21 protein-coding genes are annotated in these 22,731 nt (G+C 58.3%); 10 read left to right on the top strand and 11 right to left on the bottom strand.

The window, feature by feature from the left end:
• Positions 1-17: 17 nt before the first annotated feature.
• A complete protein-coding gene (locus AC0N03_RS03585) occupies positions 18-1,343 on the bottom strand; it encodes a dicarboxylate/amino acid:cation symporter (RefSeq protein WP_474287117.1) in 1,326 nt (441 codons plus the stop codon).
• A 182-nt stretch (positions 1,344-1,525) separates the two neighbouring features.
• Here AC0N03_RS03585 and uvrA point away from each other — a divergent pair, with 182 nt between their 5' ends.
• From uvrA to AC0N03_RS03535, 10 genes are all read left to right on the top strand, one after another.
• Complete coding sequence (uvrA, locus tag AC0N03_RS03580; RefSeq protein ID WP_474287116.1) at positions 1,526-4,462, top strand: excinuclease ABC subunit UvrA; 2,937 nt, start codon at positions 1,526-1,528, stop codon at positions 4,460-4,462.
• A gap of 215 nt (positions 4,463-4,677) precedes the next feature.
• Positions 4,678-5,157: a DUF1003 domain-containing protein gene (locus AC0N03_RS03575; RefSeq protein WP_474287115.1), complete on the top strand. Its 480-nt coding sequence runs from the start codon at positions 4,678-4,680 to the stop codon at positions 5,155-5,157.
• Positions 5,158-5,563: 406 nt separating this feature from the next.
• Positions 5,564-5,719, top strand: a complete 156-nt coding sequence (locus AC0N03_RS03570) for a DUF1127 domain-containing protein (RefSeq protein WP_474287114.1) — start codon at positions 5,564-5,566, stop codon at positions 5,717-5,719.
• A 49-nt stretch (positions 5,720-5,768) separates the two neighbouring features.
• Positions 5,769-5,924 carry a DUF1127 domain-containing protein gene (locus AC0N03_RS03565; protein ID WP_474287113.1) on the top strand — a complete coding sequence of 52 codons (156 nt, stop codon included), beginning with the start codon at positions 5,769-5,771 and terminating at the stop codon, positions 5,922-5,924.
• Between the two features lie 176 nt (positions 5,925-6,100).
• Positions 6,101-7,534 (top strand): methylenetetrahydrofolate--tRNA-(uracil(54)-C(5))-methyltransferase (FADH(2)-oxidizing) TrmFO, encoded by a 1,434-nt coding sequence (gene trmFO, locus AC0N03_RS03560; RefSeq protein ID WP_474287112.1) that lies wholly within the window; start codon positions 6,101-6,103, stop codon positions 7,532-7,534.
• A 1-nt stretch (position 7,535) separates the two neighbouring features.
• Complete coding sequence (lptF, locus tag AC0N03_RS03555) at positions 7,536-8,660, top strand: LPS export ABC transporter permease LptF (protein WP_474287109.1); 1,125 nt, start codon at positions 7,536-7,538, stop codon at positions 8,658-8,660.
• Positions 8,657-9,742 carry an LPS export ABC transporter permease LptG gene (lptG, locus tag AC0N03_RS03550; protein ID WP_474287108.1) on the top strand — a complete coding sequence of 362 codons (1,086 nt, stop codon included), beginning with the start codon at positions 8,657-8,659 and terminating at the stop codon, positions 9,740-9,742. The genes lptF and lptG overlap by 4 nt, the downstream gene beginning before the upstream one ends.
• Positions 9,743-12,340, top strand: a complete 2,598-nt coding sequence (locus AC0N03_RS03545; RefSeq protein ID WP_474287107.1) for an LPS-assembly protein LptD — start codon at positions 9,743-9,745, stop codon at positions 12,338-12,340.
• Between the two features lie 14 nt (positions 12,341-12,354).
• Complete coding sequence (gene rsmA / locus AC0N03_RS03540; RefSeq protein ID WP_474287105.1) at positions 12,355-13,221, top strand: 16S rRNA (adenine(1518)-N(6)/adenine(1519)-N(6))-dimethyltransferase RsmA; 867 nt, start codon at positions 12,355-12,357, stop codon at positions 13,219-13,221.
• A gap of 12 nt (positions 13,222-13,233) precedes the next feature.
• A complete protein-coding gene (locus AC0N03_RS03535) occupies positions 13,234-14,112 on the top strand; it encodes an ATP-binding protein (protein ID WP_474287104.1) in 879 nt (292 codons plus the stop codon).
• 94 nt (positions 14,113-14,206) lie between these two features.
• On the opposite strand, the gene AC0N03_RS03530 is transcribed toward AC0N03_RS03535, so the two are convergent.
• The 10 genes from AC0N03_RS03530 to hfq form a co-directional block, all read right to left on the bottom strand.
• On the bottom strand, positions 14,207-15,526 hold the full coding sequence (locus AC0N03_RS03530) for a peptidoglycan DD-metalloendopeptidase family protein (RefSeq protein WP_474287103.1): 1,320 nt from the start codon (positions 15,524-15,526) through the stop codon (positions 14,207-14,209).
• Between the two features lie 96 nt (positions 15,527-15,622).
• On the bottom strand, positions 15,623-16,279 hold the full coding sequence (locus AC0N03_RS03525; RefSeq protein ID WP_474287102.1) for a protein-L-isoaspartate O-methyltransferase family protein: 657 nt from the start codon (positions 16,277-16,279) through the stop codon (positions 15,623-15,625).
• Between the two features lies 1 nt (position 16,280).
• Positions 16,281-17,048: a 5'/3'-nucleotidase SurE gene (surE, locus tag AC0N03_RS03520; protein WP_474287101.1), complete on the bottom strand. Its 768-nt coding sequence runs from the start codon at positions 17,046-17,048 to the stop codon at positions 16,281-16,283.
• A gap of 5 nt (positions 17,049-17,053) precedes the next feature.
• Positions 17,054-18,436: a serine--tRNA ligase gene (serS, locus tag AC0N03_RS03515; RefSeq protein ID WP_474287100.1), complete on the bottom strand. Its 1,383-nt coding sequence runs from the start codon at positions 18,434-18,436 to the stop codon at positions 17,054-17,056.
• Between the two features lie 15 nt (positions 18,437-18,451).
• Positions 18,452-19,318: an EamA family transporter gene (locus AC0N03_RS03510; protein ID WP_474287098.1), complete on the bottom strand. Its 867-nt coding sequence runs from the start codon at positions 19,316-19,318 to the stop codon at positions 18,452-18,454.
• Positions 19,318-20,103, bottom strand: coding sequence for a twin-arginine translocase subunit TatC (gene tatC / locus AC0N03_RS03505; RefSeq protein WP_474287096.1), 786 nt, complete (start codon positions 20,101-20,103; stop codon positions 19,318-19,320). Before tatC ends, AC0N03_RS03510 begins: the two co-directional genes overlap by 1 nt.
• The gene (gene tatB / locus AC0N03_RS03500; protein WP_474287095.1) at positions 20,096-20,659 is read right to left on the bottom strand and encodes a Sec-independent protein translocase protein TatB; all 564 of its coding nucleotides are present in this window, start codon (positions 20,657-20,659) and stop codon (positions 20,096-20,098) included. Before tatB ends, tatC begins: the two co-directional genes overlap by 8 nt.
• Positions 20,660-20,663: 4 nt before the next feature.
• Positions 20,664-20,894 carry a twin-arginine translocase TatA/TatE family subunit gene (locus AC0N03_RS03495; protein ID WP_474287094.1) on the bottom strand — a complete coding sequence of 77 codons (231 nt, stop codon included), beginning with the start codon at positions 20,892-20,894 and terminating at the stop codon, positions 20,664-20,666.
• A 73-nt stretch (positions 20,895-20,967) separates the two neighbouring features.
• Positions 20,968-22,341 carry a GTPase HflX gene (gene hflX, locus AC0N03_RS03490; RefSeq protein ID WP_474287220.1) on the bottom strand — a complete coding sequence of 458 codons (1,374 nt, stop codon included), beginning with the start codon at positions 22,339-22,341 and terminating at the stop codon, positions 20,968-20,970.
• A gap of 78 nt (positions 22,342-22,419) precedes the next feature.
• A complete protein-coding gene (gene hfq / locus AC0N03_RS03485) occupies positions 22,420-22,668 on the bottom strand; it encodes an RNA chaperone Hfq (RefSeq protein ID WP_474287093.1) in 249 nt (82 codons plus the stop codon).
• Positions 22,669-22,731: the final 63 nt, after the last annotated feature.

Below are 22,731 nucleotides of genomic sequence, written 5' to 3'. Positions count from 1 at the left end.
CGGCGGCCTCGCGCATTTTAGTCTTCCGCACCCTCGGCCACAGAGATCGACGTGAGATCCACCTGCCGGGCAAGACCTTTGTCGAGTTTGGCGCGGTCCAGCTCGCCCTCCCACCAGGAGACGACGACCGTCGCGACGCCATTGCCGATGATATTGGTCAGCGCCCGGCATTCGGACATGAATTTATCGATGCCAAGCACGATGGCCATTCCCGGCACGAGTGCGGGATTGACCACAGCCAGCGTGGCGGCCAGCGTGATGAACCCTGCCCCTGTGATGCCGCTTGCGCCTTTAGATGTGAGCATGGCGACGCCGAGCACGGTAAACTGCTCACCCCATGTCAGCTGGACGCCCATGGCCTGCGCAATAAACAGCGAGGCGAGAGTCATGTAGATGTTCGTACCGTCGAGATTGAAGGAATAGCCTGTCGGCACAACAAGCCCGACAACGGATTTGGAGCAGCCCAGCCGCTCCAGCTTTTCCATCAGCGCAGGCAAGGCCGTTTCGGACGATGACGTGCCAAGGACGATCAGCAATTCTTCCTTGATGTAGGCAATGAAGCGGAAAATGCTGAAACCCGCGATACGCGCGATAATGCCAAGCACCAGCACGACAAACAAGGCCGCCGTCAGATAGAAGGTGAGAATAAGGAAGCCGAGGCTGGCGAGCGATTGCGGGCCATATTTGCCAACGGTGAAGCACATGGCGCCGAACGCGCCGAGCGGCGCGGCTTTCATGATGATGGCGACGACCCCGAAGACAGCGTGAGACATCTCCTCGACGAAACTGCGCAGCGACCGCCCCTTTTCACCCGCATACATCAGGGCAAAGCCGAACAGCACCGAAATCAGCAGCACCTGCAGAATATCGCCCTTGGCAAAAGCGCCGATCACCGAATCCGGTATGATGTTGAGAATAAAATGGACACTGCTCTGCTCGCCAGCCTGCTTGGCAAAGCCCGCCACGGCGGCGGCATCGGGCGCCTTTCCGGAAAATCCGGCGCCCGGCTGAACCACATTGCCGATGACAAGGCCGATAAGCAGAGCAAAGGTCGAGACAACCTCGAAATAGAGAATGGCCTTGCCGCCGACGCGGCCCACCTTCTTGGCGTCGCTCACGCCGGCGATGCCCGAAACAACCGTGCAGAAAATGATAAGCTCGATCATCATCTTGATGAGCTTGACAAAGCCGTCGCCCAGCGCCTTTATCCAGGGGCTCGTGGCGATGCCCGGAAACAGCCAGCCCACCAGCGCTCCCAGCACCAGCGCCGTCAGAACCTGTACATAGAGCGTTTTATAAAGAGGTTTGGGCGCGGATCGCGCCGGATTGGTTTTTTGCGCCATTTTCTCCCTCCACGTAAGGTCACAGAACCTTCCTGAACAACGACACGAACCTATTAGAATGACCAATCACCCGATTCACAAGGCAGCCATGCGGCGAATATCAAATTTATTTGTGCTGCCTACGGTGGCGCTGCTGAAAAATCGGATTAGATATGGCGAGTAATAAGGCTGAATTCTTACCCATGACCATTTCAAAACTGAATCCAAAGTCCCGCAAGGAGCAGGATCCCGCCGAGCGTCTGTTCCGCGATGTCGATCCGCATTCCATTGTTGTGCGCGGGGCGCGCGAGCATAATCTCAAGAACATTGATCTCAAGATCCCTCGCGACAAGCTGGTGGTATTCACCGGGCTCTCGGGTTCGGGCAAAAGCTCGCTGGCCTTCGACACGATCTATGCCGAGGGCCAGCGCCGCTATGTTGAGAGCCTCTCCGCCTATGCCCGCCAGTTTCTCGAAATGATGCAGAAGCCGGATGTCGACCAGATCGACGGTCTTTCGCCGGCCATTTCCATCGAACAGAAAACCACTTCGAAAAACCCGCGCTCCACGGTTGGGACGGTCACTGAAATCCACGATTACATGCGCCTGCTCTGGGCGCGTGTCGGCATTCCCTATTCGCCGGCGACCGGCCTGCCCATTGAAAGCCAGACCATCAGCCAGATGGTTGACCGCGTGCTTGCCCTGCCCGAGCGCACCCGCCTTTTCCTGCTGGCCCCGGTCGTTCGCGGACGCAAGGGCGAATATCGCAAGGAAATTGCCGAATTCCAGAAAAAGGGTTTCCAGCGGCTCAAGATCGACGGCGAATATTTTCCAATCGATGAGGCGCCCGCGCTCGACAAGAAAATCAAGCACGATATTGACGTCGTCGTGGATCGCATCGTCGTGCGGGCCGACATGGCGGCACGCCTCGCCGAAAGTTTCGAGACGGCGCTCGATCTCGCCGACGGCATTGCCGTGATCGAATATGCCGACGAAAAGGATGAGAACGGCGAAGCCAGAACCATTCTGTTCAGCTCGAAATTTGCCTGCCCCGTTTCCGGTTTCACCATAGCGGAAATCGAACCGCGGTTGTTTTCCTTCAACAATCCGTTCGGCGCCTGCCCCAAATGCGCAGGCATCGGCTCCGAGCAAACCATCGATGCCGACCTGATCGTGCCCGATCACAAGCTGACATTGAAAAAGGGGGCCATCGCGCCCTGGGCCAAAAGCACCTCGCCCTATTACTTGCAGACGCTGCAATCGCTGGCAGCGCATTACGGCTTCAGCCTCGACAAGCCCTGGCACGCCTTGAGCGAGAGCGTGAAGCAGGTGATTCTCTATGGCTCGAACATCGAGCCCATCGCCTTTTCCTATGCCGACGGCACACGCGCCTACGAGGTCAAAAAGCCGTTCGAGGGCGTTATCCGCAATCTCGAGCGGCGCTTCACCGAAACAGAGAGCGACTGGGCGCGCGAGGAAATAAGCCGCTACATGACGGCGACGCCCTGCGCCGCATGTCAGGGCTTCCGGCTCAAGCCGGAGGCGCTCGCCGTGAAAATCGCCGGCCGCCACATCGGCCATATTTCAGAGCTTGCCGTAAAGCAGGCCCTGCACTGGTTTACCGAACTGCCGCAGCACCTCACCGACAAGCAGAACGAGATCGCCACGCGCATTCTCAAGGAAATCCGCGAGCGGCTCACCTTCTTGCTGGATGTCGGGCTTGAATATCTCACGCTGTCGCGCAATTCCGGTACGCTGTCAGGCGGCGAAAGCCAGCGAATCCGCCTTGCCAGCCAGATCGGCTCCGGCCTGACCGGCGTGCTTTACGTGCTGGACGAGCCCTCCATCGGCCTGCATCAGCGCGACAACGCCCGTCTGCTGGAAACGCTCCGCCGCCTGCGCGACCTTGGCAACACGGTCATCGTGGTTGAACATGACGAGGATGCCATTCTCACCGCCGACCATGTGGTGGATGTCGGCCCCGGCGCGGGCATTCATGGCGGCGAGATCGTGGCGCAGGGCACGCCGGACGAGGTTCTGGCCAACCCGGCATCGCTCACCGGAGATTATCTCACCGGCAGGCGGCAGGTGGCGGTGCCGCGCGCGCGGCGCAAGGCCGACCGCAAGCGGATGCTGAAAATCGTCAATGCCCGCGGCAATAACCTCAAAAATGTCACGGCGGAGATTCCGCTCGGCCTGTTCACCTGCATCACCGGCGTTTCCGGCGGCGGCAAATCCACGCTGATCATTGATACTCTCTATAAGGCGCTCGCCCGCACGTTAAACGGCGCCGCCGAACCGCCCTCCCCGCATGATTCCATCGAGGGGCTGGAGCATATCGACAAGATCATCGATATCGACCAATCGCCCATCGGGCGCACGCCGCGCTCCAATCCGGCCACCTATACTGGGGCCTTCACGCCCATACGCGAATGGTTTGCCGGCTTGCCGGAAGCCAAGGCCCGCGGCTATCAGCCGGGGCGCTTCTCCTTCAATGTGAAAGGCGGCCGCTGCGAGGCCTGCCAGGGCGACGGGGTTATCAAGATCGAAATGCACTTCCTGCCCGATGTCTATGTCACCTGCGACGTGTGCAAGGGCAAGCGCTATGGCCGCGAGACGCTGGAGGTGAAGTTCCGCGATCATTCCATCGCCGATGTGCTGGACATGACTGTCGAGGAAGCGGCAAGCCTGTTCAAGGCTGTGCCCTCCATCCGTGACAAAATGGAAACACTGGCCCGCGTCGGTCTGTCCTATGTCAAGGTGGGGCAGCAGGCGACGACGCTCTCAGGCGGCGAGGCACAGCGCGTCAAGCTCTCGAAGGAACTGGCGCGCCGCTCCACCGGACGCACGCTCTACATTCTGGACGAGCCGACCACCGGCCTGCACTTCCATGATGTGAAGAAACTGCTTGAGGTGCTGCACGAACTGGTGGATCAGGGCAATTCGGTCGTCGTCATCGAGCATAATCTCGATGTGATCAAAACCGCCGACTGGATTATCGACATGGGCCCCGAGGGCGGCGACGGCGGCGGGGAAATCGTGGCCGAAGGCACGCCGGAGGATATTTTGAAAGTGCCGCGCAGCCATACGGGCACCTTCCTCAAGCAATTGCTGGCACGGCGGCCGATGAAAAAGGGGTGAGCGCGGCTGCATTGCTTGAATCCAGACGCTTGGTTGTCAAAGACCAAGCGAAGCCTCATGCGCGGGCCTGACCCGCGTATCCACGCTGTTGCGCAAGCGGAGGGCTTGACGATTTCAGGTTTTGACGAACTTTTGCGTGAGGCTTCCGAAACATGGCGGCCAGACGCACGCGGCGCGCCCTTGGCAAAGCCGCGAACTGCTGGCAAAAATGAGACATGAGCAAACGCAACTCGCCGCCCCCTTCGCTTGAAGCCTTTCGCCGCCGCCGCAAGCCGCTGCGCAACATCAACCTTGAAATAGCGGCGAATCTGCATTGGTGGGACCGGCTGGCAATCTGGATAACCGCCAAGGTCGGGACGCTGGGGTTTTTCACGCTCATCGCCGGCTGGACTGTGCTCTGGCTGGGCTGGAATCTGCTGGCTCCGGCCAGATATCAGTTCGATCCGCCCATGGGCTTCGTGCTCTGGCTGTTCATCTCGAACCTGATCCAGATCCTGCTGATGCCGCTGATCATGGTGGGCCAGAATATTCAGGGCCAGCACGCCGATGCCCGCGCGGAAAACGATCTCGAAATCAATGTCCGCGCCGAGGAAGAGATCGAAATGATCCTGAACCACCTCGAATATCAGAACCAGATTCTGATCGCGCTCGTCCGGCATCTCGATATCAGGCTCGACGAGCAGACCGACATCTGAGCGCTTCAGAATAATCCGAGAATTGTGATCCGCCGGGCAGCCTTCCGGGCCGTCTGCGCTGATTACCATGTGTGCGCCGCACCATCGGCACATATGCTGCAACGCACAAATTCCAGATAATTTTCATGACAGTTATGCAAAACGTCATAATTATCGCGGCGTCATTTGAGCGATTATGATGGAATTTGATGATTATTCCGCCACATTTCCAACAAAATGCAGCAAGAACCCAATATTGTGAACGAATGGTAAATATCAACATGCAAAAAACGCATGGCTGCATCGCAACATAAACGCTTCACCTTTAGTCGGGGATAAGGCATAGTCCGCAGCGTCAAAGGGAAATTAAAGCCCTGCGGAAACAGGGCAGCACAGGGAATATCCCTGATATACAGGAGTTATAGCGATGATTTTCACCAGCATTGCACAGAAATTTGAATCATGGCGCCGTTACCGCGCGTCGGTCCGCGAGTTGCAGCAATTGAGCGACCGGGAACTGAACGATCTGGGTATCGTGCGCGCTGACATCGACGTCGTGGCCCGCCAGGCCGCTTTCATCTGAGCGCCCGGCCACATCCGCAACAACCTTAATCACGTAGAAAGAGCACATCATGTTTATCAAGTCTTTAGCCCGCCGCCTCGAGGCCTGGCGTCTTTATCGCAATTCGGTTCGCGAATTGCAGGGTCTCTCGGATCGCGAACTGCAGGATCTCGGCATTTCGCGCGGAGACATCGAATACATTGCACGTCAGGCCACTGCGGCCTGAGGTTAAACGGAAAGGTTGAGTTTTCTTCCTGAACTCCCTTTTCGCGCAAACGCCCGCCGGCTCCTCCCTCCGGCGGGCGTTTTCTTTTTGCGCCAAGGCGTCAATTTCGTCTCCCAAAGCCAAGATTTCGCGGCCGCATCATTGCGCCGCACTGCAGCAGCCTTTAAAGTCAGGGGATGAATGCTTTATCTTCGCACATCTTACCTGTTCACATCATTGGCGGCGGGCTGGCCGGCTCAGAGGCCGCATGGCAGATTGCCTGCGCCGGCGTGCCCGTTATCCTTCATGAAATGCGCCCGGAGCGCAAAACAGACGCCCATTTGACGGAAAGCCTCGCGGAACTGGTCTGCTCGAATTCCTTCCGCTCCGACGATTCCGACTCTAATGCCGTGGGTCTGATTCATTATGAAATGCGGCAGATGAATTCTCTGATCATGCGTTCCGCAGACCAGAATCAGGTTCCTGCCGGCGGCGCACTGGCGGTTGACCGCGACGGCTTTTCCGCTGCGGTCACGCAAGCCTTGGAGGCACATCCTCTGATCCGGATCGAGCGCGGTGAAATAGCCGGATTGCCGCCCGAAAGCTGGGACAATGTGATTATTGCCACCGGCCCTCTGACGTCTCCTGCGCTGGCCGAGGCCATCTGCCAGCTCACCGGCGCAGATTCCCTTGCCTTTTTCGATGCCATCGCCCCGATCGTCCATCGCGATACGATCGACATGAGCAAGGCCTGGTATCAGTCGCGCTACGACAAGGCTGGTCCGGGGGGTACGGGCGCGGATTACATTAACTGCCCGATGAACAAGGACGAATATGAAGCGTTCATCGCCGCTCTGCTCGCAGGCGACAAAACCAGCTTCAAAGAGTGGGAATCGACACCCTATTTTGACGGATGTCTCCCGATTGAAGTGATGGCCGAGCGCGGCGCGCAAACGCTCCGCCATGGCCCGATGAAGCCTGTCGGCCTGACCAATCCGCACGACCCCGGCGTTAAATCCTACGCTATCGTGCAGTTGCGGCAGGATAATGCTCTGGGCACGCTCTATAATATGGTGGGGTTTCAGACGAAGCTCAAATATGCCGAGCAGGTGCGCATTTTCCGGATGATTCCCGGTCTGGAACAGGCGGAATTCGCCAGACTGGGCGGCCTGCATCGCAACACTTTCCTGAATTCGCCGCAGGTTCTCGATGCGCGGCTGCGTCTCAAGGCACGTCCGGGCCTGCGATTTGCCGGGCAGATCACTGGCTGCGAGGGCTATGTCGAGAGCGCCGCCGTGGGCCTTATGGCGGGCAGGATGGCCGCTGCCGAGCGTCTCGGACTGGAATTTGACCTGCCGCCGCCAACTACCGCGACCGGCGCTCTGCTCAATCACATAACCGGCGGGCATCTGGTGACGATAGACGCCGGCCCGCGCTCGTTCCAGCCCATGAACGTGAATTTCGGGCTGTTCCCGCCGCCTGATGAGGCACCAAAGGCGGAATCGGGCAAAAGATTGCGCGGCCATGACAAAATCGTCGCCAAGCGTCATGCTATTACAGCCCGGGCCAAGGCAGAGCTGGCACGATGGCTTGCAACACACCCGCTGCCTGCGGGGGTGACAGGCGGCTGATATGAGCATCATCCAGCGGTATATCTTCAGAACTGGCCTGATGGCCTCTCTGGTCAGCCTGTTCGGCCTTACGGCTGTCATCTGGATCACGCAGGCATTGCGCGATTTTGACCTGCTGACCACAAAGGGACAGAGTTTCTGGATATTTTTGGGCATCACCGGCCTTGGGATTCCGATTCTGCTGATGGTGATAGCGCCCGTGGCGCTGTTTATCGGCACGCTTTATGTCCTGAACAGGCTCAACGGCGACAGCGAGCTTGTCGTGCTGAGTGCCGCGGGCATTTCGCCCATCACGCTGCTCAAGCCGCTGCTGGTGCTTGCGCTGCTGACCTCAATGCTGGTTGCGTCGCTGACGCTTGAAATCATGCCCTGGAGTTTCAGGGTTCAGAAGGATCTGATCACCAGAGTACGCACCGACTTCCTGACCCGCGTTGTGGAAGCCGGGCAGTTCCTGCCAATCACCGATGGGTTTCTTTTCCATTATCGCGAGCGTGGACCACGTGGCGAGTTGCTGGGGCTCTTCATGCAGGATGCGCGCGATCCCGAACATGTCACGGTCTATATCGCCGAGACAGGCCGCACGATTGAACAAAACGGCGAGAATTTCCTTGTCATGGAACATGGCAGCGTCCAGCGCCAGAACGGCGCCGGGCAGGATTCCGCCATCGTCACCTTCGACCATTATGCGATTGACCTGTCCCAGTTTGCTCCCGACACCGGAGGCAAATCCTTCGTGCCGAGGGAGCGCCCGACAGAAGAATTGCTGCATGCCGATATCAGCAGCAAGGAACTGGCCCCGCAGACAGGCCGGATCCGTGCGGAATTGCAGGATCGTTTCACCAACCCGCTCTATGCATTCGCATTCATGCTGATCGCCTTCGCGGCGCTGGGTCAGGCCCGCACCACGCGTCAGGGCCGCGGCATGGCCATCCTTTCGGCGGTGGTGCTGATGATTTCCATCCGCCTCGCCGGAGCCGCGGCATCCACCATGATGTTGCGCGAAGCGACCGGCATCTTATTCGCCTATGCCATTCCCCTGCTCAGTTCGATTCTGGCCCTGATCGTGATCTTCTCAGACGAATTGTCGGAATTCGTGAGCATGCGGGCGGCGAGGGCATCCGCATGATCGGAAAAACGCTCGGCATCTATTTTGGACGGCGGTTTGCGCGCACGGTGATCTATGTCTTCATCACTGTATTTTGCCTTGTTTATATCATTGATCTGGTTGAGCTTTTGCGCCGGACAGGTGAAATCAGCAATGCGTCGACCGGCTTTATCGCCTTTTTGTCGCTGATCCGGATTCCGGCCATTACCGAACAGATCATGCCCTTCGCCATTCTGATCGGCGCAATGGCCGCCTTTCTGGATCTGACACGCAAGCTGGAACTCGTCATTGCGCGCGCGGCAGGGGTGTCGGTCTGGCAATTTCTTCTGCCTGCCCTGCTTGTGGCTGCCGGTCTCGGCATATTCTCAACAACGGTTTATAACCCGGTCGCCGCACTGCTCAAGCAGCGCTCAGACCATATCGAGGCACAGCTTTTCGGCCATTCGCCCGAGAGCAACCTCGATTCCAGCCTCTGGATCCGGCAGCGCAGCGGCGACGGACAGGCCATTATACACGCCAATTCGTCCGAAGAATCGGGGCGAATTCTGCATAATGTCACCGTTTATGTGTTCGAGCCGAATGGCGCGTTCTCGGAGCGCGTGGAAGCCACCGAGGCAAAGCTCAGCCCCGGATTCTGGACATTGACCGGGGCACGGGTCCTGCGCGTGGATACGCCGCCGGAAAATGTCGGCGACTATATTCTTGCGACCACGCTATCGGCAGATGAGATCACCCAGCACTTTTTATCGCCAGATGCTGTGCCATTTTGGGAACTTCCTGCCCTTACGAAAAGAATGACGGAAGCTGGTCTTAACTCTATCCGTTATAACCTGCGGTTTCAGACGCTTCTGGCGCGACCACTTTTATTCGTTGCAATGGTTCTGGTGGCCGCATCCTTCTCTCTGAAATTTTTTCGGATGGGCGGGATTACCCGGATGGTTTCTGGTGGCATAGCAACCGGCTTCGTGCTTTATGTGGTGACAAAGCTGGTGGGAGATTTAGGCGGCGCTGGGCTTCTCAACGCTGTGGTGGCGGCTTGGTCTCCTGCTCTGATTGGTTCTTTTATTGGTGCAATCATCTTGCTGCACCAGGAGGATGGCTGAATGAGGCGCGGCAATCGCGCGGGAGGAATGGCGCACCATTTCTTCTTGGATGTTTCCGGCATTCTGAGACGCACAGCGGCGGCGCTGCTGGCGTTGTGCCTTGTTGCCTGCGCATCCCTGAGTTCAGCGATGCCTGCACTTGCCCAGACAACCGCACCTGCCTCGAGCGCCAAGGCCATCCCGGCGGCTGCGCCCGATCCGGAACGCATGCTGATCGAGGCTGCAAAACTCGTCTACAACAAGGATGACAATACGGTTTCGGCGATAGGCGACGTCCAGATCTACTACAAAGGCCGCGTGCTTCAGGCAGATAAAGTCATCTACAACAAGACCACCGGCCGTGTATTTGCCACGGGAAACGCCAAGATCACCGAGGCGGATGGGTCGGTCTCCTACGGCGACACCTTTGACCTGACGGATGATTTTCATGACGGCTTCATTCAGTCGCTGCGCATCATCAGCAAGGACAAGACCCGCCTCACCTCGCCGCATGCAGAGCGAATCGATCAGGATATCATCACGCTCGACAAGGCCACTTACACGGCCTGCGAACCCTGCAAGCAGCATCCCGAACGCGCGCCGATCTGGCAGGTACACGCCGTTCACGTCATTCACAATGCCAAGGATCAAACCGTCTATTTTGAAAATGCGACGCTTGAGGTGCTTGGCATACCTGTGCTCTGGCTGCCCTATCTGTCGGCCCCTGATTCAACCGTTCAGCGCAAGACCGGCTTTCTCGGGCCGCATTTCGTCAACAAGTCAGCGCTTGGCTTTGGCGTGTCGCTGCCCTTTTTCTGGAACCTGGCGCCTAATTACGACCTCACGCTGATTCCGACCCTCATGACACGTCAGGGCTTGCTCGCCGAGGCTGTCTGGCGGCACCGTCTTGAACATGGCGAATATGACATCCGCGTCTCGGGCATTTCGCCCGCACGCAGGAGTGATTTTCTCGCACCGCCTTTCGGCGCGGGAGACAAGACTTTCCGCGGCTCGATTGAAACAAACGGCAAATTCCTGATCAACCCGCAATGGTCGTTCGGGTGGAACCTCGCCGTCGCCACGGACAAGTTTTATTACAATGATTTCAATGTCCCTGCGGAAAATCTGGCCTCGAATTATTATAAGGAAACCACCTCCACCATCTATCTGACAGGCCAGAGCCCGCGCGCCTATTTCGACCTGCGGGGCTACGCGTTCCAGGGGCTTTCCAGCACGGATTATCAAAAGGAGCTGCCGCTGGCGGCCCCCGTGCTCGACTATAACAAGACCATCGACCTGCCGAAGGAAAAATATGGGCTGCTGGCTGGCGAACTCGGCCTCGATTTCAACATGACCAGCATCTCGCGCGAGGCAGCGGCCTTTGAATCGACTGTCAACGGCTTAAATGAAAAACACCTGCTCGACAGCCAATACGGGCTTTATGACGTCTGCAATCCCGCAGCTTCTGGCCTTTATTCAAAGGATAATTGCATCCTGCGCGGCATGGCCGGAAATACGACACGCTTTTCCGCGCAGTTCGACTGGCGCAAGCAGCTGATCGACCCGATCGGCGAAGTGTGGACCCCCTTCGTCTACGGGCGCGCCGATGCCGAGGCGATCGATCTTAACAAAAGCTCCACTTTCAATGCCGTTCAATTTGGCGGTTCCTCACTGACCAACGCCTCCCAGTCCAATTTCTTCTCCAAGGGACAGGCGCTTTATGGCCGTGTCATGCCTGCTGTCGGGCTGGAGTATCGTTATCCTTTCGTGGCGAGGACCTCATGGGCGACGCATACCATAGAGCCCATCGCGCAGATTGTCGCGCGGCCCAATGAAGGCGGCGTCGGCTCCATGCCCAATGAAGATGCGCAGAGCCTTGTTTTCGACGACACCAATCTGTTCGCCTGGAACAAATTCTCCGGCTACGACCGTTCAGAAGGCGGCGTACGCCTGAATGCGGGCGCGCAATATACGATGTCGTTCAACCGTGGCGGCTTTGCCAATATAATGGCGGGCGAATCGTTCCAGTTGGCGGGCAAAAACTCTTATGCCATGTATGACGTCGCCAATACGGGCGCGAATTCCGGCCTTGAAACATCCAAATCCGATTATGTCGGCAAAATTGGTTTTTCGCCCAGTTCGCAGGTGTCCTTCATCGCCAAGGGGCGGTTTGACGAAGCCACATGGGCGACCAAGCGGCTTGATCTCATAGCCAATTTCACCGCTGGCCAACTCACGTCCAGCATAAATTATGGCCGGTATGCGCCTCAGCCGCTGATTGGCTTCACCAACTGGCGTGAAGGTCTGGGGCTATCGGCGCGCTACAAGCTTACAGATCGCTGGTCGGTCAACGGGCAGGTTGTCTTTGATCTCGCCCGCTGGAAATACGACAAGACCGCCCCGCGGTTCTCGGTTGCCGCCAGCGGCGTCGGCATAGCCTATGGCGATGAATGCACCACCCTCGGTCTGAATTATGCCACGACGCTGCAGGATACCGGCTCCGGCACCCTCACACGGAACCAGACAATCCTGCTCCAACTGGAACTTCGGACCTTGGGCGACGCCTCGATCAAGAACACCAGTTCCAAGTCCACAACAGACGGCATCGCCAGCAACTGAAAGCAGGCGAGCCAGTGACGCAAGAACCGGACAATCTGCCTCCTCTGCGCGACGTTGTGCAGAGCTTCGATCTGCAGGCAAAAAAAGCCCTTGGGCAGAATTTTCTGTTTGACCTCAACCTGACGCGCAAGATTGCGCGCGCTGCCGGGCCGCTCGACGGCGTCACCGTGGTTGAGATCGGCCCCGGGCCAGGCGGCCTGACGCGCGCATTGCTGATGGAAGGCGCGCGCCATGTAATCGCGGTAGAGCGCGACCCGCGCTGCATTCCGGCGCTTGAGCAGATTGCCGCCGCCTACCCCGGCCGGCTGACCTGGATCGAGGGCGACGCCCTGACGGCCGACCTTGCAGCAACCTTGGCCGGCTACCCAAATCCGCGCCGCATTTGTGCAAACCTGCCCTATAATGTCGGGACCGCCCTGCTCGTCCAATGGCTGGAAAGCGAGGTCTGGCCGCCCTGGTTTGACAGACTCACGCTGATGTTCCAGCGTGAAGTGGCCGAGCGTATTGTTGCCACGCCAAAGCAGCGCGTCGATTATGGCCGTCTTGCCATTCTGTGCAACTGGCGCTGCACCACCCGCATTCTCTTCGACGTTCCGCCCAGCGCCTTCACGCCGCCGCCCAAGGTCACGTCATCCGTGGTGGAGCTCGTCCCGCGTCCATCGCCACTGCCCTGCAGCGGCAAGCTTTTGTCACAGGTTACACAGGCCGCCTTCGGCCAGCGGCGCAAGATGCTGCGCCAATCGCTCAAGGGCCTTGGCGTGGATGCCGGTCTCCTCCTCGAAATGGCGGCAATTGCACCCACTGTACGCGCTGAAGAAATTGAGGTTGAAGATTTTGTGCGTCTGGCGAATATGCTCGGCGAACTGAGAGCCTCTCACTGAACCGGAATCATAATGACAGACACCAGCCATCAGGATCGCCTCTTCTCTGCGCTTGAGCGCATCGCCAGCGCCCTCGAAAAGGGCTCCCAGCCACCGGCGCGTCCGCCGCTTGAAAAGGCTGATGCTTTCGTCTGGATGGCCAAGAGCATGAGCCTTGCGCCTGTACCGAATGTCAATCGCGTCGAACTGATGCTGTTGAAGGGCATCGACCGGGTCAAGGATCTGCTGATCGAAAACACGGAGCGCTTTGCTCGTGGCCTGCCCGCAAATAATGCGCTGCTCTGGGGCGCGCGCGGCATGGGCAAGTCATCGCTTGTCAAAGCTGCCCACGCCGCCTGCAACGCCAAACTGGACAAAGCCGGGAAGCGCCGCCTCAAGCTGATTGAAATTCACCGTGAGGATATCGAGAGCCTGCCTCAGCTCATGGGCCTGCTGCGCGATGAATCCTATGCCTTTCTGATTTTCTGCGACGATCTTTCATTCGATGCCGAAGACACGTCCTACAAATCACTCAAGGCGGTGCTGGAAGGCGGCATTGAAGGACGCCCCAGCAACGTCCTTTTCTATGCGACATCCAACCGCCGTCACCTGCTCCCGCGCGATATGATGGATAATGAACGCTCCACCGCGATCAATCCGGGCGAGGCGCTGGAGGAGAAGATATCCCTCTCCGACCGGTTTGGCCTGTGGCTCGGCTTTCATAAGTGTAATCAGGACGAATATCTGGCCATGGTACGCGGCTATGCCGCCCATTTCGGCCTGAAGGTTAAATCAGAGGAACTGGACGCGCAGGCCATAGAATGGGCCGCAACACGCGGCGCGCGCTCGGGCCGCACCGCCTGGCAGTTCATTCAGGATCTGGCCGGACGGCTGGAACAACCGCTCGTCTGAAAAGCACAACGGCACGGCCTTTCGTGGGACCGTGCCGCTTCGTTCCAAAGCGATTTACGTGTCTCGCGGAAATCGCTTTGCGAAGTGCTGAAAACTAGAGTCCGGCGAGATATTTGACCGGATCGACCGGCGTGGAGCCCTTGCGCAATTCAAAATGCAGCTGCGGCGTGCTGACGCTTCCCGTCTGGCCGGACTTAGCGATCACCTGACCGCGCTTCACCTGATCTCCGCGCTTGACCATCAGCTCAGAATTATTGGCATAAGCCGAGACAAAGCCGTTGGGGTGGCGCACGAGAATAAGATTTCCATAGCCCTTCAGTTCGCTGCCGGCATAGGCCACAACACCAGCCTCAGCCGCCTTGACGGATGTGCCCTCAGGCACCGCAATATTGATGCCGTCATTGGCCCCGGCCTTGAAGCCCTCGATCACGCGGCCGCGGGCGGGCCAGCGGAATTCAGGCGCGCCGTCGGATGCGGCCGCACTCGCAGGGGCGGCTGCCTCCTGCGCGCTGGACAGACTGGCCGTCGGTGTCGGATCAACAGCAGGTTTCGCCGGCTGCACCTGATTTTTTGCCGGTTCGAGCGAAGCCACGGCAACCGGCTTTGCCTGCTCTGCAACGGGATGAGCGTTAAGCGCGACAACTTTCTGATCGGACTTGCCCGCCTGCGGATGGGCCATATCGCCCGCTTGGGCGGACTCAAGCTTTTTATCCTTTTTCAGGTCGACATGCGCATTGGCCACTTTTATCTGTGGGGTCTTCGCGCTCATCGCTTCCTTCTTGCGCGCGGCCTCTTCCGCAGCCGATCTGGGGCCGGCAACGAGTTTATACTTTTCGCCGGACTTGCCCGCTTCGGCGACATGCGCCTGCGGCTTGGGCAAGGCAGCGCTATGTGCGCTGCCCGCATTATAAACCGGAATCACAAGATGTGCGCCCGGTTTAACCTGCGCCGCACCGGAGAAGCCGTTCAGGCTGAGCAGCACATTTTCCGGCACGCCGTAGCGGCGGGCTATGACTTTTGAATTTTCTCCGGGCGCAACCACGACCGGCGTACCGCCGGCAACGCTCCAGCCACCCTCGGACGCCCCGGAGGACGCTGCAACGCTGGAGACCACAGGCTGCGCCTGAGCCACCATTGGCGGCTGATTGGCCGGAACGCCGACATTGTTGAACGCGCCGGGCTGCGCCACAGGTGCAGGCAAAGGCGCCGACGTAACGGTTGAGCGCGGAATTGCCTGCGTTTCAGGAATTTGTCCCGTCGGCATTTCATCCGGCGCGGACGACGAAGATGAACTGAACGGACTGGCAAAACGCGTCACGTCCGAGGAGCAGCCTGACAGCAAGGCCAGCGCCAATCCTGCAAAAGCAACACGCACAGCGACTTTTAAGCCTTTCGACGCGACTGAATCACTCATAGACTGAACCCACCTGACTACGCTTATTCGTAGCGTTAATGTGTAGGACAACCCGTTAAGGTTCGGTTTATGATGAATCAATTTTTAGAATTTTCTTCAGAACCCGGCCTGAAGGTTACGCACCACTCCCGGAATGAGCGGCATGGCCCGGATTGAACCATGACTGGCTTGCTGCAATTGCGAGGCCTTGTCCCGCTGAAGGCACACGAGCACGGGCTGCGTTTCGCCCGCCGACGGTCTGGCGCAGACAATGCGCCCCCCGGGGGCCAGAGCCCCCAGAACAGACGCGGGGATGACGTCAAGCCGGCCATGGACAAGAATACGGTCGAAGAGGCCAAGCTCCGGCTGCAGCGCCAATCCATCAGCCCATTGCAGCTTCACCTGTCCGAGATCCAGTTCGGAGAGCCGCGTTCTGGCCTCGATGCTCAGGGTCTGAAAGCGCTCAAGTGAAACAATATCGCCCGTGAGCCGGGCCAAAACCGCCGTTGTATACCCAGAGCCGGTGCCAATTTCCAAAATGCGGTGCTGCGGCCGCACTTCGAGCAGTTCGAGCATGCGCGCCACATCAAATGGCGAGGGCATGGTCTGGCCAAAAGCGATCGGCAAGGCGATATCCTTGCCGGCGAGATCCTGATACCGGTGCGGAACGAAAAGTTCCCTCGGGACAATTTCAAGCGCGCGCAGCACATTGGTGTCGCGCAGGCCGCGCGCACGCAATTTCAGAACGAATTCGATCCGCGCAGTGTCCCGCATCTCACTTCATAATGGCGGCGGCCAGACGCGTCAGAGTTGGATCGTCGGTCAGGTCCAGCCGCAGTGGTGTAATCGAAATCTTCTTTTCGGCTATGGCCGCCAGATCCGTGCCATGTCCGTAATTGAATTTGCCGCGCTGCAGCGCCAGCCAATAATACGGGTTGTTGCGGCCGTCGCGCCGCTCGTCAATTTCAACGAGCGCCCCTTCACGCCGCCCCTGAACGCATACCGCCATGCCCTGCATGTCAGTGGGCGCGCAATCGGGAAAATTGATGTTGATGAGAATTTCCTTGGGGAAGCCGACTTCAAGCACCTTGCGGATGACGTCCGCTCCATAGGCCTCCGGATTATCCCAGCGCAATTCATGACGGGCGCTGAGCGACCCATAAGCCTGCGACAATGCAATTGACGGAATGCCCAGCAACGTTCCTTCCATCGCACCGGCAATCGTTCCGGAATAGGTCACATCCTCGGCGACATTCTGCCCGTGATTAACGCCCGAAAGCACGAGATCGGGCATTTTGTCCCGCAGAACATGGCGCACGCCCATCAGCACGCAATCTGTCGGTGTGCCTTTGACAGCAAAGACATTCTCACGAACCTTGCGCAGGCGCAGCGGATCGTTCAGCGAAAAGGAGTGCGAGACGCCGGATTGATCCAGCTCGGGTGCAACAATGGTGACATCATCAGAAAGCTGGCGGGCGATTTTTTCCAGAATGACAAGACCCGGCGCGTTGATGCCATCATCGTTGGTGAGCAGAATTCGCATGTAAATTAACTCCGTGAAATTATCTTCAACCCGCCCATATAGGGGCGTAATACATCAGGTATTGTGACAGAACCGTCCTCGTTCTGGTAATTTTCGAGAATGGCGACAAGCGCACGCCCCACAGCAAGGCCCGAGCCGTTCAGCGTGTGAACAAACCGGGTCTGCTTCTCGCCGGACGGGCGATAGCGGGCGTTCATGCGCCGAGCCTGAAAATCGCCGCAGACCGAACAGGACGAAATTTCTCGATATTTGTCCTGCCCCGGCAGCCAGACTTCGATATCATAGGTTTTCTGGCTGGCGAAGCCCATATCCCCGGTGCACAAGGTCACCACGCGGTAATGCAGGCCCAGCTTTTGCAGCACTTTCTCGGCGCTGGCCAGCATGTGCGCATGCTCGGCCGCCGCCTGTTCGGGCGTGGCTATGGCGACAAGTTCAACCTTGGTAAACTGATGCTGGCGGATCATGCCACGCGTATCGCGCCCCGCGGAACCCGCCTCAGCCCGGAAACACGGCGTACAGGCTGTCAGGCGCATCGGCAGGCTGGTTTCATCCAGAATGCTCTCCCGCACCAGATTGGTCAGCGGCACTTCTGCGGTCGGGATAAGTCCATAGCGGCTGGCGCGCAACCCGCTCGCCAGCGCGGCATAGGCAGCGGGTGCCTCGGCATCGGAAATCTCGCGCACTCTGGCCTCTGAAAGGCTGGCCACAAGCTCGCCACTGATCGCCCAGAACTGGTCTTCCTCGAATTTTGGCAATTGGGCAGTGCCATACATCGCCTCATCCTTGACCAGAATCGGCGGATTGACCTCCATATAACCGTTTTCCTCGGTATGCAGGTCCAGCATGAACTGGCCAAGCGCGCGCTCAAGGCGGGCAAGCGGCCCCTTGTTCACGACGAAACGCGCACCGGAAATTTTTGCCGCCGTATCAAAATCCATCATGCCCAGAGCTTCGCCAATATCGAAATGCTCCTTTGGCCTGAAGGCAAAGACAGGCTTTTCTCCATGAACGGATTTGACCACGTTATCGTGTTCGTCGGCACCCACCGGCACATCCGGCAGCGGCGTGTTGGGAATCTCGCTCAATGCCTTGCTGAGCGCGGCGATGGCTTCGCGCTCCTGCGCCTCGAAATCCCCGGTTCTGGCCTTGAGTTCGGCCACCTCGGCCTTAAGGCTTTCGGCCCGGGCCATGTCTTTTTGCGCCATGGCCTGGCCGATTTCCTTTGAGGCGGCGTTCCGGCGCTCCTGCGCAGCCTGATTTTGCGCAATCGCCGTGCGGCGGATGTCGTCAAGGCGGATCAGTTCCGCGCTCAGCGGTGGCAGGCCACGATTTTTGCGGCCCGCGTCAAAGGCAGCAGCATTATCTCTGATCCATTTGATGTCGTACATGCGTGCCCCGCCAGTTCAAGTGCTGCTTAAGATTCGATTGCCGAAAACGTTGAAGCATAGGCCAATGAATATCAAGACCGCGCCAAGCACTTCTTGCAGATGAAGGCTCTCGTGAAAGAAAATAGCACCGCAGGCAATGCCGATAACCGGGATCATCAACGCGAAGGGTCCGACCGCCGCCGCCGAATGCCGGGCCAGCAGCCAGTTCCACAGGCCATAGCCCAGCAAGGTGGCGGCCATCGCCATATAAGACACGCAGGCGACGAGGGTAATCGACGGATGCGCCAGCACGGCGAATGCCTGCGGGCCCTCGAAAATATAGGAAGCCGCAAAAAGCGGAACAGGCGCCGCAAGGCTGGACCAGACGATGAAGGCCAGCATATCGACGCGCCCCGCCCTTTTGACCACAAGATTGCCGAATGCCCAGCTGAGCGCCGCCAGCACCACCAAAATCAGTCCCAGAGCGCCGCCGCCGGCAAAGCGCTGCGCGGCAATCACCAGCATGCCGATAAAGGCCAGCACGGACCCCATGATCTGCGCGCTGGTCGGCTTCTCACTGAACAGGAAGAAGCTCAGAATAATCGTGAAGAATACATGCGCCTGCGCGACCAGCGAAGCAAGGCCAGAGGGCAGGCCCAGATTTATCGCCGTGAACAGCAGACCAAAAAGCAGGACGCCGATCAGCAGGCCATAACTGACCAGAACCAGCCAGCTAACTTTTGGCCGGGCAATGAACAACATTGCTGGAAAGGCAGAAAACGTGAATCGCAGGCCCGTCAGCATCAGGGGCCGCGCCTCGCCAAGTCCGATCTTGATGACAGGAAAGGCAAGGCCGAAAACCACCGCCACAAGGACGGCAAGAAGAATATGGCGGAACGGCATCAGTCTTCGGACGCGGCGACGGCCCGCTTCTTTTCGATAATGCGGACAGCGAGAACGGAGCCCTCATAAAGAAGCAGCATCGGCAAGGCCAGGGACACCATGGAAATGACATCGGGCGGCGTCAGCACCGCCGCGATCACGGTGATGATGACAATGGCCAGCCGCCTTTTCGCGCGCAGAAAGGCCGAGTCGATAATGCCGACATGCCCCAGCAGCGTGAGCACCACCGGCAGCTGGAAAGCTATGCCGAAGGCAAAGATCAATGTCATGATCAGGGAGAGATATTCGCTCACCTTGGGCAGCAGTTCGATCGTCGCCTGCCCGGGCGCGTTCAGTTGCTGCATGGACACAGAAAACCGGATAATCGCGGGCATAACGCCAAAAAATACCAGCAATCCGCCCAACGCGAAAAAGATCGGCGTAGCGACCAGATAAGGCAGGAAGGCCCGGCGCTCATGCTTGTAAAGGCCCGGCGCGACAAATTTATAAAGCTGGACGGCAATGACGGGAAAGGCAATGCAGGCCGCGCCGAACATGCTCAGCTTGAGATTCGTGAAAAACTGCTCAAGAAAATGGGTCGCGATGAGGGTGGCTTTGTCGGCACCGACAACCCGCACAAAAGGTTCAGCCAGAATATTGTAGATCTGATGGCTGTAATAGAAGCAGATAAGAAAGGCGACGATGAACGCGGCCATCGCCCGTATCAGGCGCGAGCGCAACTCAATGATGTGATCCATCAAAGGCGCCTTGCTGGCATCGATCTCTGATGTATCCACTTCAGACATTTGTCTCTTCGCTCCCGGCGGTCTTTACCTTGGCACTGGCGGCCCGGACCGGTGATTTTCTGGGTTTCGGCTTGTTTGGCGCCTTGGCGGCAGCACTGGGTTTAGCATCCGCAGGTGCAGCCTCAGCGGCCTTTGCACGGCGGCGCTTCGGCTTTTCGGCCGGTGCGGTCTCAGTCTGCGGCTGCAACGCCTCAGGTGCGCCCGGCACAGGGTGAGGCGCGGCGACATTATCCGGCAAGATTGAGTTGGCCGAGGCAGACGAGGCTGCTTCTGCGCCCTCTGCTGCGGGCGTGGCGAATGTGGGTACGGCAGTTCCGATATCCAGCGGCATGGCGGCGCTCGATTGCAGATCGTTGATTTCCTTCTTCAGGCTATCGAGATCCGCTTCCCGGAGTGCGTCATTGAAATGGTTCTGGAACTCATTCGCCATGCGCCGCAGCTTGCCCACAGCCTGCCCCAATTGCCGGAGCACGCCCGGCAAATCCTTGGGCGGAATCACCATCAGCGCCACCACACCGATGATGAGCAGCTTGCTCGTATCGAAAAAGTCAAACATGCAATCAGGAAGACTTCTGGCTGTCTTTTGGCTGGATCACTTCGCCGGTCTTGCCGTCGATGGTCTGCACAGGCTGCTCGGCCTTTGGCGCGTCATCCTCGCTCATGCCCTTTTTAAAGGCCTTGATGCCCTTGGCGAAGTCGCCCATCACACCAGAAATCTTTCCAGAACCGCCGAAAAACAGCATCACGACGATGCCGACAATCAGCCAGTGCCAAATGCTCAATCCACCCATGATTTACTCCAAAAATGTAGCAAAATTTACCGATCAACCTAGGCTTTCGATCAGGTAAAAACAAGGCCAAAACTCAAGCGTGAGAAATTTCCGGTGGAGCGACCCTGAAACGGCGAACCACCTGTTCCATCCGCTCCGGCGCGACACGCAGAACAAGATGACAGCTTCCGCTTTCATCTTCCGCACGGGACAGAATTTCGGTATTTTCATAAAGCCAGTGGAGACTGGCGCCGTCCTCGGCGGCAACATCCACTTCGATCAGCGCGCGCCCTCGCGCCACGCGTGTTTCAATGGCGGCGCGCAATGTCTCAAGCCCCTCGCCGGTGACAGCGGAGACCAGAATGGGGCGCTTGTTTTCCGGCCGCTGCCCGATCATGTAGTCGAGCGCTTCCCGACGCGCCTCGTCAATCTGATCAATCTTGTTCCAGACTTCGATAACGCGGACCTCATCATCTGGATCAACGCCCAGAGTCTTGAGAATCTGCTCGACATCGGCGCCCTGCGCCTGTGCGTCCTCATGGGCGATATCGCGGACATGGAGAATCACATCCGCAGAGACCACTTCCTCAAGCGTGGCGCGAAAAGCGGACACAAGCATGGTCGGCAGATCCGAAATGAAGCCCACCGTGTCGGAGAGGATAACCTTGCCGCCATGCGGCATCTTGAGCGCGCGCAGCGTCGGGTCCAGAGTGGCAAACAGCATATCCTGCGCCAGCACGCTGGCATCGGTCAGCTTGTTGAACAATGTCGATTTGCCCGCATTTGTGTAACCAACCAGCGCCACCAGCGGAAAAGGCACCTCCGCACGCGATTTGCGATGCAGGCCGCGCGTCTTCTTGACGCCTTCCAGTTCGCGCTCAATCTTGACCATGCGCTCCTGAATCAGGCGCCGGTCGGTCTCGATCTGCGTTTCGCCCGGTCCGCCAAGGAAGCCGAAGCCACCGCGCTGGCGTTCAAGGTGGGTCCAGGATCGCACAAGGCGTGATTTCTGGTAGGTCAGATGCGCGAGTTCAACCTGAAGCGCGCCTTCACGCGTACGGGCGCGCCGGCCAAAGATTTCGAGAATAAGACCGGTGCGGTCAATGACCTTGGCCTTGAGTTCCTTCTCGAGATTGCGCTGCTGCACCGGCGAAAGCGCACAATCCATCACGACAAGGCCGATTTCCCGCTCCGCGATCAGGGCAGCGAGTTCTTCGATCTTGCCGGTTCCGATGAAGGTTGCCGGACGGATATCATTGAGAAAGACAATTTCTGAAGCGACAACGTCAAGATCAATGGCCAGAGCCAGCCCCGACGCTTCCTCAAGCCGCGCCTCCGGAGCCCGGAGGTAGACCGTGTGCCTGTCCGAATTTCGCGCAGCACGCTCCTTCAGATACGGCCCGATCACCAGCGTATGGGTATGCTGGGCAAGCTGCTGTTCGGCGTCTGCCTTGGCAGACCAGCCAATCCGGGATGTCTGATCCTTGACGGGCTGATCCTTCTCGAAAGTTCCTGCTGGCTCAAATCGACTGTTCACGCTTGAGATTTATCCCTTCTCGACTTCATCCGATTCGAACATGCGGAGCGGTTGGCCCGGCATGATCGTGGAAATGGCATGTTTATAGACAAGCTGGGCGTGGCCGTCCCGCCGCAGCAACAGGCAGAAATTGTCAAACCACGACACGACGCCCTGTAACTTGACGCCATTGACGAGGAAAATCGTCAACGGTATTTTTTCTTTCCGGACATGATTGAGGAAGCTGTCCTGCAAATTTTGCGCGCGCTCAGAGGCCATTTTCTATCCTTTTTGGTCTTGGGAAGCCAACCGTGATGATCGGCATCCAGTTTCACAGATGAT

This window comes from Methylocystis sp. sgz306128 (assembly GCF_056032725.1).
This window is presented reverse-complemented; position numbering and strand designations above follow the sequence as displayed.

Coding starts and splice junctions, on each gene's coding strand:
- AC0N03_RS03585 (WP_474287117.1), bottom strand. CDS start 1,343: ATGGCGCAAAAAACCAATCCGGCGCGATCCGCGCCCAAACCTCTTTAT.
- uvrA (WP_474287116.1), top strand. CDS start 1,526: ATGACCATTTCAAAACTGAATCCAAAGTCCCGCAAGGAGCAGGATCCC.
- AC0N03_RS03575 (WP_474287115.1), top strand. CDS start 4,678: ATGAGCAAACGCAACTCGCCGCCCCCTTCGCTTGAAGCCTTTCGCCGC.
- AC0N03_RS03570 (WP_474287114.1), top strand. CDS start 5,564: ATGATTTTCACCAGCATTGCACAGAAATTTGAATCATGGCGCCGTTAC.
- AC0N03_RS03565 (WP_474287113.1), top strand. CDS start 5,769: ATGTTTATCAAGTCTTTAGCCCGCCGCCTCGAGGCCTGGCGTCTTTAT.
- trmFO (WP_474287112.1), top strand. CDS start 6,101: ATGAATGCTTTATCTTCGCACATCTTACCTGTTCACATCATTGGCGGC.
- lptF (WP_474287109.1), top strand. CDS start 7,536: ATGAGCATCATCCAGCGGTATATCTTCAGAACTGGCCTGATGGCCTCT.
- lptG (WP_474287108.1), top strand. CDS start 8,657: ATGATCGGAAAAACGCTCGGCATCTATTTTGGACGGCGGTTTGCGCGC.
- AC0N03_RS03545 (WP_474287107.1), top strand. CDS start 9,743: ATGAGGCGCGGCAATCGCGCGGGAGGAATGGCGCACCATTTCTTCTTG.
- AC0N03_RS03535 (WP_474287104.1), top strand. CDS start 13,234: ATGACAGACACCAGCCATCAGGATCGCCTCTTCTCTGCGCTTGAGCGC.
- AC0N03_RS03530 (WP_474287103.1), bottom strand. CDS start 15,526: ATGAGTGATTCAGTCGCGTCGAAAGGCTTAAAAGTCGCTGTGCGTGTT.
- AC0N03_RS03525 (WP_474287102.1), bottom strand. CDS start 16,279: ATGCGGGACACTGCGCGGATCGAATTCGTTCTGAAATTGCGTGCGCGC.
- surE (WP_474287101.1), bottom strand. CDS start 17,048: ATGCGAATTCTGCTCACCAACGATGATGGCATCAACGCGCCGGGTCTT.
- serS (WP_474287100.1), bottom strand. CDS start 18,436: ATGTACGACATCAAATGGATCAGAGATAATGCTGCTGCCTTTGACGCG.
- AC0N03_RS03510 (WP_474287098.1), bottom strand. CDS start 19,318: ATGCCGTTCCGCCATATTCTTCTTGCCGTCCTTGTGGCGGTGGTTTTC.
- tatC (WP_474287096.1), bottom strand. CDS start 20,103: ATGTCTGAAGTGGATACATCAGAGATCGATGCCAGCAAGGCGCCTTTG.
- tatB (WP_474287095.1), bottom strand. CDS start 20,659: ATGTTTGACTTTTTCGATACGAGCAAGCTGCTCATCATCGGTGTGGTG.
- AC0N03_RS03495 (WP_474287094.1), bottom strand. CDS start 20,894: ATGGGTGGATTGAGCATTTGGCACTGGCTGATTGTCGGCATCGTCGTG.
- hfq (WP_474287093.1), bottom strand. CDS start 22,668: ATGGCCTCTGAGCGCGCGCAAAATTTGCAGGACAGCTTCCTCAATCAT.